We start from the raw sequence: 13,318 nt of genomic DNA, 5'->3' as shown, positions 1-13,318 counted from the left end.
CCGGGGGCAGCACAGCCGCCTTCGCCGGTGCGATCGATCACAGGGGTGCGGTTCGCCGGGGATGTGCCGGGCGCTGCCTAGGATCGGGGGATGCGAATGGCTCCGACGTTTCTCGTCGTCCCGCTGCTGGCCGCGGCGGCACTGAGCGGCTGCACGATCGACCGGAGCGAGCCGATCGCACTGCCGCCGGCCCCCACCGGCCTGGAGCGCTTCTACGACCAGCGGCCCGAGTGGCAGTCCTGCGCCGACTTCGGCGGCGCGGACGACACCTTCGCGCCGAACGCCGAGTGCGCCCGGATCGAGGTCCCGGTGGACTACGCCGACCCGGGCGGCCCGACCGCGAAGATCGCGCTCTCCCGGGTCCGAGCGAGCGGGAAGAAGATCGGCTCGCTGCTGCTCAACCCGGGCGGCCCCGGCGTCTCCGGGCTCACCATGACCGGCGTCGGCTCCGGCACCCCGCTGGCCGAGCGGTTCGACCGGATCGGCTTCGACCCGCGCGGAGTGGGGGCCTCGCAGCCGGTGATCGCCTGCCTGACCCCGCGCGAGGCGGACGCCGAGCGCGCCGAGCCGCCCACCGACAACGACCCGGCGGGCATCGCCGCCGCCGAGGCCGACAACCGGGACTACGCGGGGCGCTGCGCCGAGCGCACCGGCACCGACTTCCTCGAGCACGTCGGTACCCGCGAGGTGGTGCAGGACATGGACGTCGTGCGCGCCGTGCTCGGCGACCCGAAGCTCAGCTACCTCGGCTACTCCTACGGCACCCGGCTCGGCGCGGCGTACGCGGAGAAGTTCCCGGACCGGGTGCGCGCGCTGGTCCTCGATGCCGCGGTCGACCCGGCCAGCGACCCGGTGGCCGAATCGCTGCGCCAGGCCGCCGGCTTCCAGCTCGCCTTCGACGGCTACGCCGCGCAGTGCACCGAGGACCCGGAGTGCCCGCTCGGCACCGACCGCGCCGCCGCCGTGGCCCGCTTCCGCGCCCTGGTCGACCCGCTGGCCGAGCGCCCCGCCGCCACCACCGACACCCGCGGGCTCAGCTACGGCGACGCCATCACCGGCGTGCAGCAGGCGCTCTACACCGACGACCTGTGGCAGGTGCTCACCCTCGGCCTCGACGAGCTGCGCGACGGCCGCGGCGACACCCTGCTGCAGCTCGCCGACATGTACGACGGCAGGCGCGAGGACGGCAGCTACGACAACACCCAGGACGCCTTCAACGCCATCCGCTGCGTGGACGACCCGCGGATCACCGATCCCGCGGTCGCGGGCAGGCAGGACACCGAGTTCCGGATCGCCGCGCCGTTCCTCGACGACGGCCGCGGCACCGGCGCCGCGCCGCTGGAGCTCTGCGCGGCCTGGCCGGTGCCGAACTCGGGCAACCCGCACCGGATCGACCCGCCCGGGCTGCCGAAGACCGTTGTCGTCTCCACCACCGAGGACCCGGCGACGCCGTACCAGGCCGGGGTCGAGCTGGCCGCCCAGCTGGACGCCGCGCTCATCACCTACCGCGGCAACCGGCACACGGTGGCCCTGGTCGCCGGCGTGCAGTGCGTGGACCGGGCGGTGGTGGAGTACCTGGTGAACCTGACCGAACCGGCGCCGGGGCTCACCTGCTGAGCAGCTCACAGCGGCCGGGCGGGGGCTGTGCGCTCTGTACCGAATGAAGCCGTAGCGAACTCGTGCCTGCATGTAACACGGATTTAACGCCGGGTGCTTACGCTCGCCACCATGGATCGCCAGAAGGAATTCGTGCTGCGGACCCTCGAGGAACGCGACATCCGATTCGTGCGGCTCTGGTTCACCGACGTGCTCGGTTACCTGAAATCCGTGGCGATCGCCCCGGCCGAGCTCGAGGGCGCCTTCGAAGAGGGTATCGGCTTCGACGGCTCGGCGATCGAGGGCTTCGCCCGGGTCTCTGAGGCCGACATGGTGGCCCGCCCCGATCCCTCCACCTTCCAGGTGCTGCCCTGGGCCTCCAGCAAGGGCCACCAGCACTCGGCGCGGATGTTCTGCGACATCACCATGCCGGACGGCTCGCCCTCCTGGGCCGACCCGAGGCACGTGCTGCGCCGCCAGCTGAACAAGGCGGGCGACGTCGGCTTCAGCTGCTACGTGCACCCGGAGATCGAGTTCTTCCTGCTGAAGAACGGCCCGGCGGACGGCAGCGACCCGACCCCGGCCGACTCCGGCGGCTTCTTCGACCAGGCGGTGCACGACTCGGCGCCGAACTTCCGGCGCCACGCGATCGACGCGCTGGAGTCGATGGGCATCTCGGTGGAGTTCAGCCACCACGAGGGCGCGCCCGGCCAGCAGGAGATCGACCTGCGCTACGCCGACGCGCTCTCCATGGCCGACAACGTGATGACCTTCCGCTACCTCATCAAGGAGGTGGCGATCGACGAGGGCGTCCGCGCCACCTTCATGCCCAAGCCGTTCTCGGAGTACCCGGGCTCGGCCATGCACACCCACATGAGCCTGTTCGAGGGCGAGGCCAACGCCTTCCACGACCCGGACGACCCGCAGAACCTCTCCGCCACCGCGCGCGCCTTCATCGCGGGCATCCTGGAGCACGCGCCGGAGATCAGCGCCGTCACCAACCAGTGGGTGAACTCCTACAAGCGGCTGATCCACGGCGGCGAGGCGCCGACCGCGGCCTCCTGGGGCCGGTCGAACCGCTCCGCGCTGGTCCGGGTGCCGATGTACACGCCGAACAAGTCGTCCTCGCGCCGGGTGGAGATCCGCAGCCCCGACTCCGCCTGCAACCCGTACCTGACCTTCGCGGTGCTGCTCGCGGCCGGGCTGCGCGGCATCGAGAAGGGGTACACGCTTCCGCCGGAGGCCGAGGACGACGTCTGGTCGCTGACCCGGGCCGAGCGGCGCGCCATGGGCTTCCGCGAGCTGCCTGGCACGCTGGACGAGGCGCTGGCCGCGATGGAGAAGTCCGAGCTGGTCGCGGAGGCGCTCGGCGAGCACGTCTTCGACTTCTTCCTGCGCAACAAGCGCCGGGAGTGGGCGGGCTACCGGAGTCAGGTCACGCCGTGGGAGCTACGCGAGTACCTGGGGCTCTAGACGCTGTAGTTTTGGCGGTATGGTCCGGCCTCCGACAGCGCGTTCAGCAGTTCCCGGCGTCGGACGGCTCGGCTTGCTGGAGCCGAACGCCGCCGCCAATCTGCGCGAGCTGGCCTGGGACAACGTGGAGAGCATCCCGGTGCTCTGGGCGCTCTCCCGCGCGCCCGACGCCGACCTGGCGCTGACCACCCTGATGCGGCTGCGCGAGGAGCTCGGAACCGGCTGGGCCGAGCTGGATTCCGCGCTGCGCACCGACAAGTCGCTGCGCGGCAGGCTGTTCGCGCTGCTCGGCGCCTCCAGCGCGCTCGGCGACCACCTGGTCGCCGATCCGTCGGCATGGCAGGAGCTGCGCCGGAAGGAGCTGCCGAGCGCCGAGCAGCTGCGTGCCGAGCTGCTCGCCGTCGTCGAGGCGGAGCCGGAGCGGGGCCCGGCCGCGGGGCCGCTGGTCTTCCGGGCCGGGAAGAGCGGGCCCGAGGTCGTTCCGCTGCTGCGCAAGCGGTACCGCGACCAGCTCATGCTGCTCGCCGCGCAGGACCTGGCCGCCACCGTGGAGAACGAGCCGGTACTGCCCTACGAGGTGGTCGGCAGGCAGCTCGCCGACATGGCCGACGCCGCACTCACCGCGGCGCTCGCGGTCGCGATCGCCCGGGTCTGCGGGGACAAGCCGCTGGAGGTCAGGCTCGCGGTGATCGCCATGGGCAAGACCGGGGCCCGCGAGCTCAACTACGTCAGCGACGTCGACGTGCTCTTCGTCGCCGAGCCCGCCGACGCCACCGCCACCCGGCTCGCCGCCGAGCTGATGACCGTCGGCGGCACCGCCTTCTTCGAGGTGGACGCGGCGCTGCGGCCGGAGGGCAAGGCCGGTGCGCTGGTGCGCACCCTGGACTCGCACCTCGCCTACTACAAGCGCTGGGCGCGCACCTGGGAGTTCCAGGCGCTGCTCAAGAACCGCCCGGCCACCGGCGACCTGGAGCTCGGCCAGGCCTACCGGGACGCGCTCATGCCGATGGTGTGGACCGCCTCCGAGCGCCCCGACTTCGTCGCCGACGTGCGCGCCATGCGCCGCCGGGTGGAGGACCTGGTCCCCGCCGACATGCGCGAGCGCGAGCTCAAGCTCGGCCACGGCAGCCTGCGCGACGTGGAGTTCGCGGTGCAGCTGCTGCAGCTCGTGCACGGCCGGGTGGACGAGGCGCTGCACGTGCAGAACACCACCGAGGCGCTGGCGGTGCTCGCCGCCCGCGGCTATGTCGGCCGCGACGACGCCGCCAACCTCACCGCCTCCTACGAGTTCCTCCGGCTGCTCGAGCACCGGCTGCAGCTGCAGCGGCTCAAGCGCACGCACACGCTGCCCGCGGGTGACGACGAGGAAGGGCTGCGCTGGCTGGCCCGCGCCGCGCACGTGCGCCCGGACGGCAGGCTGGACGCGGGCGGGGTGCTGGTCGCCGAGATCCGGCGCAACACCGTGCGGGTGCGCAGGCTGCACGCCAAGCTCTTCTACCGCCCGCTGCTGGAGTCGGTGGCGCGGCTGGACTCGGACGCCCTGCGGCTCAGCCCGGAGGCGGCGGTCAGGCAGCTGGCCGCGCTCGGCTACGCCCAGCCGGAGCATGCCCTCGGCCATCTGCGCGCGCTCACCGGCGGGGTCGCGCGCAAGGGCCGGATCCAGACGCTGCTGCTGCCGACGCTGCTGGAGTGGCTCGGCGACACCCCGAACCCGGACGCCGGGCTGCTCGCCTACCGCCGGGTCTCCGAGGCGCTGGACGAGCAGACCTGGTTCCTGCGCGAGCTGCGCGACGAGGGCGCGGTGGCGCAGCGGCTGATGATCGTGCTCGGCTCCTCGGCCTACCTGCCCGACTTGCTGATCAACGCGCCGGAGACGATCCGGCTCTACGCCGACGGCCCGCAGGGGCCGCTGCTCTGCCGCACCCAGCCGGACGAGGTCGCGCGCGGCATCCTCACCGCCGCCGCCCGCTACGACGACGCGAAGCGCGCCGTCGCCGCGGCCCGCTCGCTGCGCAGGCACGAGCTGGCCAGGGTGGCCTCGGCCGATCTGCTCGGGCTGCTCGACGTGCCGCAGGTGTGCCGGGCGCTCTCCTCGGTGTGGGTGGCGGTGCTGGAGGCGTCGCTGCTCGCGGTGATCCGCGCCGACGAGGTGGAGTCGGGGGAGCCCGCGCCCGCCGACTTCGCGGTGATCGGCATGGGCAGGCTGGGCGGCATGGAGCTGGGGTACGGCTCCGACGCCGACGTGCTCTTCGTCTGCGACCCGCGCCCCGGCGTCGACGAGACCAAGGCCGTGAAGTGGGCCAACTCGGTGGCCGACCGGCTGCAGAAGCTGCTCGGCGCGCCGAGCACCGACCCGCCGCTGCAGGTGGACGCCGGGCTGCGGCCGGAGGGGCGGAACGGGCCGCTGGTGCGCACCCTCACCGCCTACGCCGCCTACTACCGGCAGTGGTCGCAGCCCTGGGAGATGCAGGCGCTGCTCCGCGCCCACCAGGTCGCTGGCGACCAAGAGCTCGGCGTGCGCTTCCTGCACGTCGTGGACGAGGTGCGCTACCCGAAGGGCGGGGTCTCCGCGGACGCGGTGCGCGAGATCAGGCGGATCAAGGCGCGGGTCGACGCCGAGCGGCTGCCCCGCGGCGCCGACCCGGCCACGCACACCAAGCTCGGCCGCGGCGGGCTCGCCGACATCGAGTGGACCGTGCAGCTGCTGCAGCTGCGGCACGCGCACGAGGTGCTCGGACTGCACAACACCTCCACGCTGCAGTCGCTGGACGTGATCGAGGAGACCGGGCTGCTCGGCGCCGACGACGTCGCGCTGCTGCGCGACGCCTGGATCACCGCCACCGCCGCCCGCAACGCGCTGGTCCTGGTCCGCGGCAAGCCCAGCGACCAGCTGCCCGGGCCCGGCCCGCTGCTCTCCGCCGTCGCCAAGGTGGCAGGCTGGCCCACCGACGACGGCGGCGAGTTCCTCGACAACTACCTGCGCGTCACCCGGCGGGCGAAGGCCGTGGTCGAGCGGGTCTTCGGCGGCTGACGGTAGGCTCGCCCGCATGGACCGCGCACCCGTTGAGGGCCGCGATCCCCGGGGGGCCGAGCCGAGCCATGTCCCGGGGTCGCGGCAAGTCGGCACTGCCGAGGAGCCGACGGCTCGCATCGCTTCGCCCGCCGGACCCGGCACCGCGGGCACGGCGACCTCGCCCGGCCGACGGTGGTGGCAGCACGTCAGCTCGGTGCTCGGCTGGCTGGCGGTCGCCGCCGCGCTGCTCGGCATCGCCCTGCACTACGGGATCTCGCAACGCTTCTCGGCGGTGCTGCTCGCCTCCTTCGCCCCCTACCTGATGCTCGGCGCGGTGCTCGCGCTCCTGTTCTTCGCGATCGCCAGGCGCTACCGCTCCGGCGCGCTCGCCCTGGCGGTGCTGGCGGGGGCGTTCTGGACCCAGCTCCCGCTCTTCGTCGCCGACGGCCACGCGGGCAACGGCCCGCCGCTCACCGTGCTGCAGTCCAACCTGCTCTTCGGCGGCGCCGACGCCGACGCCGTCCGCGCGGTGGTGCGCGACGAGCGGGTCGACGTGCTCACCGTGCAGGAACTCACCCTGGAGGCGGTCGCCCGCCTGGACGCCGCCGGGCTCGCCGACGACCTGCCCCACCGCTATCTGCAGGCGGGCACCGGGGGTGGCGGCAGCGGCATCTACAGCCGCTACCCGATCCGCGACGAGCGCCGCTTCGACGGCTTCGAGATGGCCAACCTCGGCGTCACCGTCGACCACCCCGAGCTCGGCCCGATCCAGGTGCTCAACTTCCACCCCATGCCGCCCCCGCTCGACTTCGGCGCCTGGGCCGGCGAAATGGCCCGCACCGAGCAGATTCTCGCCGCCAGCACCGGCCCGGTCGTCGTCGGCGCCGACTTCAACGCCACCCGCGACCACACCGCCTTCCGCGCGCTGCTCGGCGAGCGCTTCGCCGACGCCGCCGAACTCGCGGGCGCCGGACCGCAGCTCACCTTCCCCACCGACCGCGCCTGGGGCCCGCTGATCGGCATCGATCACGTCCTGCTCGCGGGCGGCACCGCCGAATCGGTGCGCACGCTGACCGTCCCGCGCTCCGACCACCGCGCCGTCCTCGCCCGGATCCGGCTGGACGACTGAGGCGATACGCCACCGCCGTCGCCTGCGATTAGCATGTGAACGCTCGACGGTGCTTTTGCGGGGAGGACAACCGAATGCGAACGACCCTGCCGCGGCTCCGCGCCGCCATCCTGGCGACCGGGCTGCTGCTCACCGGCTGCGCCAGCGGCTTCACCGATGACGGGCCGCGCGCCGCGACGGCCGCCGAGAACCCCTGGCAGATCGCGGGTTCCACCTCCAGCACCGGTCCGAGCGGCCCGCGCGACAACGTCCCTGACACCGGCAAGAGAGCCGAGAACGGCGACGGCGGCGCCATGGACACGCTCGCGCTGAACGCGCTCGCCGATGTCGAGACCTTCTGGCAGGCCGAGTGGCCCAAGCACTTCCAGGGTGCCTTCGCCCCGGTCGCGAAGATCATCTCCTGGGACGCGACCGCGCCGAAGAACCAGGCCGTCGAGTTCTGCGGTGAGGACACCTACCAGTTCGTGAACGCCGCCTACTGCGGCCGCGACCACTCGATCGGCTGGGACCGCGGCATCCTGCTGCCCGAGCTGGTGCAGAGCTTCGACGACATGGCCGTCGTCATGGTGCTCGCGCACGAGTACGGCCACGCCGTGCAGGGCCAGGCGAAGATGTCGAACCGGGCCACCCCGACCCTGGTCCAGGAGCAGCAGGCCGACTGCCTGGCCGGCGCCTTCCTGCGCCACGTCGCCGAGGGCGATTCCGCGCACTTCACGCTGAACACCACCGACGGCCTGAACGCGGTGCTCGGCGCCACCGTCGCGGTGCGCGACCGCGATCCGAACGACCCGGACAACGTGCACGGCACCGCCTTCGAGCGGATCACCGCCGTGCAGGTCGGCTACACCGACGGCGTGGCCGGCTGCATCCGGATCGACCGGGCCGAGATCGAGGCGCGCCGCGGCAGCCTCCCGGTCACCTTCGAGTACGGCGAGGAGGAGGGACAGCTCCCGGTCGACCGGGAATCGCTGACCAGCATGGCCGCCGAGCTCGGCCGGATCATGCCGCTCTCGGCGGCGCCGAAGTTCGACTACTCCGGCACCGGCAGAAGCTGCGCCGGTGCGCCGCCGACCGAGCCGGTGAGCTACTGCCCGGACACCGACACGGTCGGCTCGGACGTCGCCGACCTGGCCGAGCGCGGCGGCCCGGCGGCGGGCGCGGAGGCACCGCTCTCGGCCATCGTCACCGGCGACTACAACGCCTTCGTCGCGTTCGTCTCCCGCTACACCCTCGCGGTGCAGCGCGACCGCGGCCTGTCGCTGACCGGCGCGGAGGGCGCGGGGCTGCGCACCGCCTGCCTCTCCGGCGCGGTCACGACCGCGCTCAGCAGGGAGGGGAGCGATCCCCGGCTCTCCGCGGGCGACCTGGACGAGGCGGTCTCCGGGCTGCTCGCCGACGGTTTCGTGGCGAGCGACGTGCGCGGCGAGGTGGTGCCGAGCGGCTTCGCCCGGCTGGAGGCGTTCCGGCTCGGGGTGCTCGAGGGCGAGCAGTCCTGCTACACCCGGTACGCCTAGGCCGAGGGGCGCGCGGGCGCGCTGCGCGCCCGCAGCCACCCGGAGAGATCGGCGAAGACGGCCTCCCGCTCCGGTTCGTTGAAGACCTCGTGGTAGAGGCCGTCGTACCGGAGGACGCACTTGTCCGTCGAGGTCACGCGCTGATCGAGCAGGTCGGCGCCGGAGGGGGCGGCGATGGTGTCGCCGGTTCCGTGCAGCACGAGCAGCGGCTGGTCGACCCGGCCCAGCCGCCCCTTGAGCCGCTCGGCGGTGTCCATGATCTCCACCGCGGTGCGCGCGGGCAGCTTGCCGCGGAAGACCAGCGGGTCCTCGTCGTAGCGGCGCACCACCTCGGGATCGCGGCTGATGTCGGCGGAGTCCAGCTGCAGCACGCCGAGCCCGGGCAGCGCCCTGGTCAGCAGCGGGGCGAGCAGCCGCTGCACCGGGTTGCCGAGCGGGATGTCCAGCGGCGGCGCGGAGAGCACGACCCCGGCCAGCTCCGGCGCGGTGCCCCTGGTGAGCAGGTGCAGCACCACCAGGCTGCCCATGGAGTGGCCGAGCAGGAAGCGGGGCGCGCGCGGGTGCGCGGCGGTGGCCCGTTCGAGCAGGGTGGCCACGTTGTCCGCGGCGGCCTCCATCGAGCCGATGTTGGCGGTGCCCGCCCCGGCCGAGCCGCCGTGGCCGATGTGGTCGAAGGTGTAGACGGCGAAGCCGTTGCAGCTGAGGTGCTCGGCCAGCTCGGCGTAGCGCCCGGCGTGCTCGGCGACGCCGTGCACCAGGATCACCAGCCCGCGCGGGTCGCCGCCCGGCTGCCGGGTGTACCAGGCCACCCGCCCGCCGCTGCCGTCGAAGGTGCCGCTCTCGGGAAAGCCGTTCGTGGTGAAGCCGGCCATCGCTGTGCTCCTCGGTTCGGGTGCGGTCAGCCGGCGAGCCGGTCGAGCAGGCGCCGGTCGAATTCGATGAGGCGAGCGTAGTTGAGCCGGGAGATCCGCTCGTCGGTGCCGTGGATCCGCTCCAGGTCCGTTCGGCTCAGCACGATCGGCGCGAAGTTGCACCTGGTGCCCGCCAGGCCGTCGTAGTGCCTGGAATCGGTGGCGCCCGGGACCAGCCCGGTGGTCACCGCGATGCCGGGCACCACCTCGCGGGCCAGCTCGGCGACCAGCTCGAAGGCGGGGCCGGGGCCGCTGGTGTCCGATGGCTCCGAGGCGAGCCCGACCAGCTCGATGGTCAACCCGGGATCGCGGACGACCGCCCGGCAGTGCTCGAGCACGCTCTGCACCGAATCACCGGGCAGGATGCGGAAGTTCACCAGCGCCTCGGCGCGCTGCGGCAGCACGTTGGCCTTCACCCCGCCGTGGAAGACGGTGGGTGCGGTGGTGGTGCGCACCAGCGCCTCGGTCTGCGGCCCCGCGGCCAGGATGCGGATCACCACCGGCGCCGCGATCCGGGCCGCGCGCAGCAGGATCCGCCGCGCCCGCGGCATCACCAGCCGCAGCCTGCCGACCATGTCCGCGATCACCGGGGTGAGCCGCAGCGGCATCGGGTTGTCCTGCACCCGGGCGACGGCGCGCGCCACCCGGCCCACCGCGGTCTGCTTGCCGGGCATCGAGGAGTGGCCACCGACCTGGGTGGCCGCGATCCGCACGGTGGCGTACCCCTTCTCGCCGACCATGACGGTGGCGACCGGCACCGCGACGCCGTCGGCCAGATCCTCGGCGATCACGCCGCCCTCGTCCAGCAGCAGCTCGGCCCGCACCCCGGCCGCCCGCAGGTGCGCCGCCATCCGCACGGCCCCGGAGTCGCCGAAGGTCTCCTCGTCGTGACCGAAGGCCAGGTAGATCGTGCGCCGCGGCCGCACCCCAGCGGCCAGCGCCGCCTCGGTGGCCTCCAGCAGCGCGAGCACCCGGCTCTTGTCGTCGATGGCGCCGCGGCCCCAGATGAACTCGTCGTCGACCACGCCGTCGAACGGCGGGTGCGTCCAGCGGCTCTCGTCGTCCACCGGCACCACGTCCTGGTGCGCGAGCAGCAGCCCGGCCACCCGCTCCGGCTCGCGCCCGGCCCACCGGTACAGCCGACTGTGCCCGAACCGGGTGCACTCCAGCTCCCGGTGCACCAGCGGGAACGACTGCTCCAGGTGCGCGCCGAGCCGGTCGAACTCGCCGTCGGCGGTGTCGGTCGGCGGCTCGGTGGAGATGGTCACGCAGCGCAGCGCCACGGCGAGACGCTCGGCCACGGCATCGTCGACCGGTGCGACGGCGGGGTCGGTCACGGGGCCGGGCTCGGGGCGGGGAGGTTCAGCGGCACACTCGCATTCTCCACCACCCCGGGCCCGAGCGTGAGCACCCGCTCGGCCTTCCACTTGATCAGGTCGACCCCGGCGCCGCCCGGCAGGTCCGCGCTGCGCAGCGTCGTGAGCAGCGGCAGCTCCACCTCGGCGGCGACCACCGTGACCGGCGCGTTCACCCCGGCCCCTGCCCAGACGTCGTCCACCATGTCCACGATCCGGATACCGATCCGGTGCCCGGCCGCGATCGGCCAGTCCTGGGCGAGCAGCCGGATCCGCGCGGTCGCGCTGACCGGGGCGATGCCGCGGGTGATCACCGTGGCGCGGCCGCTCGGCTCCACGTCGTAGAGCTCCATCGCGACCGTCGCGGCGGGCGGGCCGTCGAGTCGCAGCGTCGCGGTCGGGATGCCGGCGAGGTGCTGGGGCGTCGGCAGCGGCTCGGAGATCGTCCAGATCTCGCGGTCGGGGCCGGGCAGCAGGCCGCGGTGTGTGTAGCTGCCGGTGCGCAGCGGCACCGGAACCCGCGCGGCGTCGGCAGGCGGCCACCGCTGTTCCCCGCGCCAGCTGCCGTCCGCCGCGTTCACCGTGATCCGTGGGCCGGGCAGCTCGACATCCCGGCCCGCCACGTGCCGATCGAAGAAGGCGCGCATATCGGCGGTGAAATCGGGGCCGGCGCACTTGTCCTGGCAATCCCGGTGCCCCCACTGCCCGAACCAGGCGCGGTGCTCGCCCGGCCCGAGCGCATCCCAGAAATCGAAGACCCGATAGGGGCGGGTGTTGTAGTCGACCAGCCCCTGGCCGAGGAATACCGGTGTGGTGCTGCCGCGCACCTTCTCCACCAGTTCCCGCTCCCGCCAGAAAGCGGTCCCCGGATCGTGATTCGCGGTCTCCGCGAGGTAGGGCAGATAGCAGTCGAGCGGAATCTGCCCGGCATTCGCGCGGTACTCCGGCGAGGAATTCCAGTGGCCGGGAATGGAGGCGAAGAGCAGGTGCTCGAGGCCGACCCCGTCGGCCGGACGTATCCCGGTCTCCACCACCGGTTTACCGGAGAATCGCCACGAGACGCCCTGCATGTAGAGGTAGCTGTAGGGATCGACCACCGGGCCGAAGGTCGCGACCGCGGCCAGCCCGCGCGGCCGCTCGGCCAGCCCCATCACCCCGGTCCAGCCCTCGTAGGAGACGCCGTACAGCCCCACCCGCCCGGTCGACCACGGCGCGTCCGCGGCCCACTCGACCGCCGTCCGCACGTCGCCGCGCTCACCGGGGCCGCCGAAGTCCGGGCAGCCGGACGAGCCGGCGAACCCGCGCAGATCGACGATGACATAGGTGTAGCCGGCCTCGAGCAGCGCACCGATCGCCAGGTAGTCGGTGACCGGGCCGCCCTGCGGGCGCGGCAGCGTGAGGTACGCGAGCTGGTTGCGGTAGGGGCTCACGGTCATGATCACCGGGGTGCGCACGTCGTCGGCGAGCCCGGCCGGGCGCAGGATGTCGGCGTGCAGCCGGGTGCCGTCCGGCGCGGTCAGGTACTCCTCCCGCCACTGGAACGCGGGCTGCGGCTGCGCCGCCGTCACCGGCACGACCACCCCGAGTACCAGTAGCGCCCCCGCCAGCGCGCGAATCACCGTCCCGATCGTCACCCGAGCACTATCGACCGCCGCACCGCATCGCGCCAGACCCAGGATCGGGGGTACTCGCGCGGCACCGCACCGGAATTGCGCGGCGCGGGACACGCCGATGTCGGCCGGAAATACGACGAGAACGGGTGGCCTCCGGGCGTATGATCGGGCGCATTCGATGGCTCGGGGATTGAGAATGAACGATTCGACAGCCGGTGATTGGGATCGCTTCGTGGTTGCGCTGGCGCGCTGCCTCGCGGAACTCCCGTCCCGGGCGACCCTGGTGCTCGCCGCCTCCGGAAACCGCTACGCGCAATTCGTGCAATTCGACATCCGGCTCTCCGCCGAATTGGCGGGCAACGATTTCCTGCTCGAGCCGATCTCCCCGGCGAGCGCGCAGCGGCTGCGCGAGCTGGGCTGGACCGCGCCGAACGCCGGGCGCGATGTCGACAACTGGAGCCGCACCCTGCTCTGGCCGATCTCCGACCGCACCCTGGTCGAGCTCGCCAGGGGCGCCGCGATCGGGCTGCACGACGCGATGGGCGTGCGGTCGCCGGCCGAGCTGCGGGCCAAGGGCTGGACCGAGAACCCCGGCGCGCTCGACCTCTCCGTGCTCGGCGTGGTGGGTCGGCGCGAGCCGCCGGACCGCAGCCCGGCGCGCGGCTGAGTCCGCACCGACCCGGCCGGTGGCATGCCGGACACAGCCCGGCGCGG

Annotated in this window: 9 protein-coding genes; 6 read left to right on the top strand and 3 right to left on the bottom strand. The window is 73.3% G+C overall.

The window, feature by feature from the left end:
• Positions 1–90 precede the first annotated feature (90 nt).
• The 5 genes from ACFO0B_RS29180 (at position 91) to ACFO0B_RS29160 (ending at position 8,725) form a co-directional block, all read left to right on the top strand.
• A complete protein-coding gene (locus tag ACFO0B_RS29180; RefSeq protein WP_378616499.1) occupies positions 91–1,617 on the top strand; it encodes an alpha/beta hydrolase in 1,527 nt (508 codons plus the stop codon).
• 111 nt (positions 1,618–1,728) lie between these two features.
• Entirely contained in the window at positions 1,729–3,069 is a 1,341-nt protein-coding gene (glnA, locus tag ACFO0B_RS29175; protein WP_378616497.1) for a type I glutamate--ammonia ligase, read from the top strand.
• 19 nt (positions 3,070–3,088) lie between these two features.
• Complete coding sequence (locus ACFO0B_RS29170) at positions 3,089–6,100, top strand: bifunctional [glutamine synthetase] adenylyltransferase/[glutamine synthetase]-adenylyl-L-tyrosine phosphorylase (RefSeq protein ID WP_378616495.1); 3,012 nt, start codon at positions 3,089–3,091, stop codon at positions 6,098–6,100.
• A gap of 16 nt (positions 6,101–6,116) precedes the next feature.
• Positions 6,117–7,211, top strand: coding sequence for an endonuclease/exonuclease/phosphatase family protein (locus ACFO0B_RS29165; protein ID WP_378616493.1), 1,095 nt, complete (start codon positions 6,117–6,119; stop codon positions 7,209–7,211).
• A gap of 74 nt (positions 7,212–7,285) precedes the next feature.
• The gene (locus tag ACFO0B_RS29160; RefSeq protein ID WP_378616491.1) at positions 7,286–8,725 is read left to right on the top strand and encodes a metallopeptidase; all 1,440 of its coding nucleotides are present in this window, start codon (positions 7,286–7,288) and stop codon (positions 8,723–8,725) included.
• Here the strand turns inward: ACFO0B_RS29160 and ACFO0B_RS29155 are convergent.
• The 3 genes from ACFO0B_RS29155 to ACFO0B_RS29145 are packed head-to-tail and all read right to left on the bottom strand — an operon-like array spanning position 8,722 to position 12,625.
• Entirely contained in the window at positions 8,722–9,597 is an 876-nt protein-coding gene (locus tag ACFO0B_RS29155) for an alpha/beta hydrolase (RefSeq protein ID WP_378616489.1), read from the bottom strand. The genes ACFO0B_RS29160 and ACFO0B_RS29155 overlap by 4 nt on opposite strands.
• Before the next feature lie 26 nt (positions 9,598–9,623).
• A complete protein-coding gene (locus ACFO0B_RS29150; protein WP_378616487.1) occupies positions 9,624–10,973 on the bottom strand; it encodes a M20/M25/M40 family metallo-hydrolase in 1,350 nt (449 codons plus the stop codon).
• A complete protein-coding gene (locus ACFO0B_RS29145) occupies positions 10,970–12,625 on the bottom strand; it encodes a CocE/NonD family hydrolase (protein ID WP_378616485.1) in 1,656 nt (551 codons plus the stop codon). The genes ACFO0B_RS29150 and ACFO0B_RS29145 overlap by 4 nt, the downstream gene beginning before the upstream one ends.
• Positions 12,626–12,800: 175 nt before the next feature.
• On the opposite strand from ACFO0B_RS29145, the gene ACFO0B_RS29140 reads away from it, so the two are divergent.
• Positions 12,801–13,271 (top strand): TY-Chap domain-containing protein, encoded by a 471-nt coding sequence (locus tag ACFO0B_RS29140; RefSeq protein WP_378616483.1) that lies wholly within the window; start codon positions 12,801–12,803, stop codon positions 13,269–13,271.
• The last annotated feature ends 47 nt before the right edge of the window (positions 13,272–13,318 follow it).

The organism is Nocardia jiangsuensis (assembly GCF_042650385.1).
Taxonomy (GTDB): domain Bacteria; phylum Actinomycetota; class Actinomycetes; order Mycobacteriales; family Mycobacteriaceae; genus Nocardia; species Nocardia jiangsuensis.
Note: the sequence above shows the minus strand (reverse complement) of the source record. Positions and strands in the feature narration are given on the sequence as shown.

Coding starts and splice junctions, on each gene's coding strand:
- ACFO0B_RS29180 (WP_378616499.1), top strand. CDS start 91: ATGCGAATGGCTCCGACGTTTCTCGTCGTCCCGCTGCTGGCCGCGGCG.
- glnA (WP_378616497.1), top strand. CDS start 1,729: ATGGATCGCCAGAAGGAATTCGTGCTGCGGACCCTCGAGGAACGCGAC.
- ACFO0B_RS29170 (WP_378616495.1), top strand. CDS start 3,089: ATGGTCCGGCCTCCGACAGCGCGTTCAGCAGTTCCCGGCGTCGGACGG.
- ACFO0B_RS29165 (WP_378616493.1), top strand. CDS start 6,117: ATGGACCGCGCACCCGTTGAGGGCCGCGATCCCCGGGGGGCCGAGCCG.
- ACFO0B_RS29160 (WP_378616491.1), top strand. CDS start 7,286: ATGCGAACGACCCTGCCGCGGCTCCGCGCCGCCATCCTGGCGACCGGG.
- ACFO0B_RS29155 (WP_378616489.1), bottom strand. CDS start 9,597: ATGGCCGGCTTCACCACGAACGGCTTTCCCGAGAGCGGCACCTTCGAC.
- ACFO0B_RS29140 (WP_378616483.1), top strand. CDS start 12,801: ATGAACGATTCGACAGCCGGTGATTGGGATCGCTTCGTGGTTGCGCTG.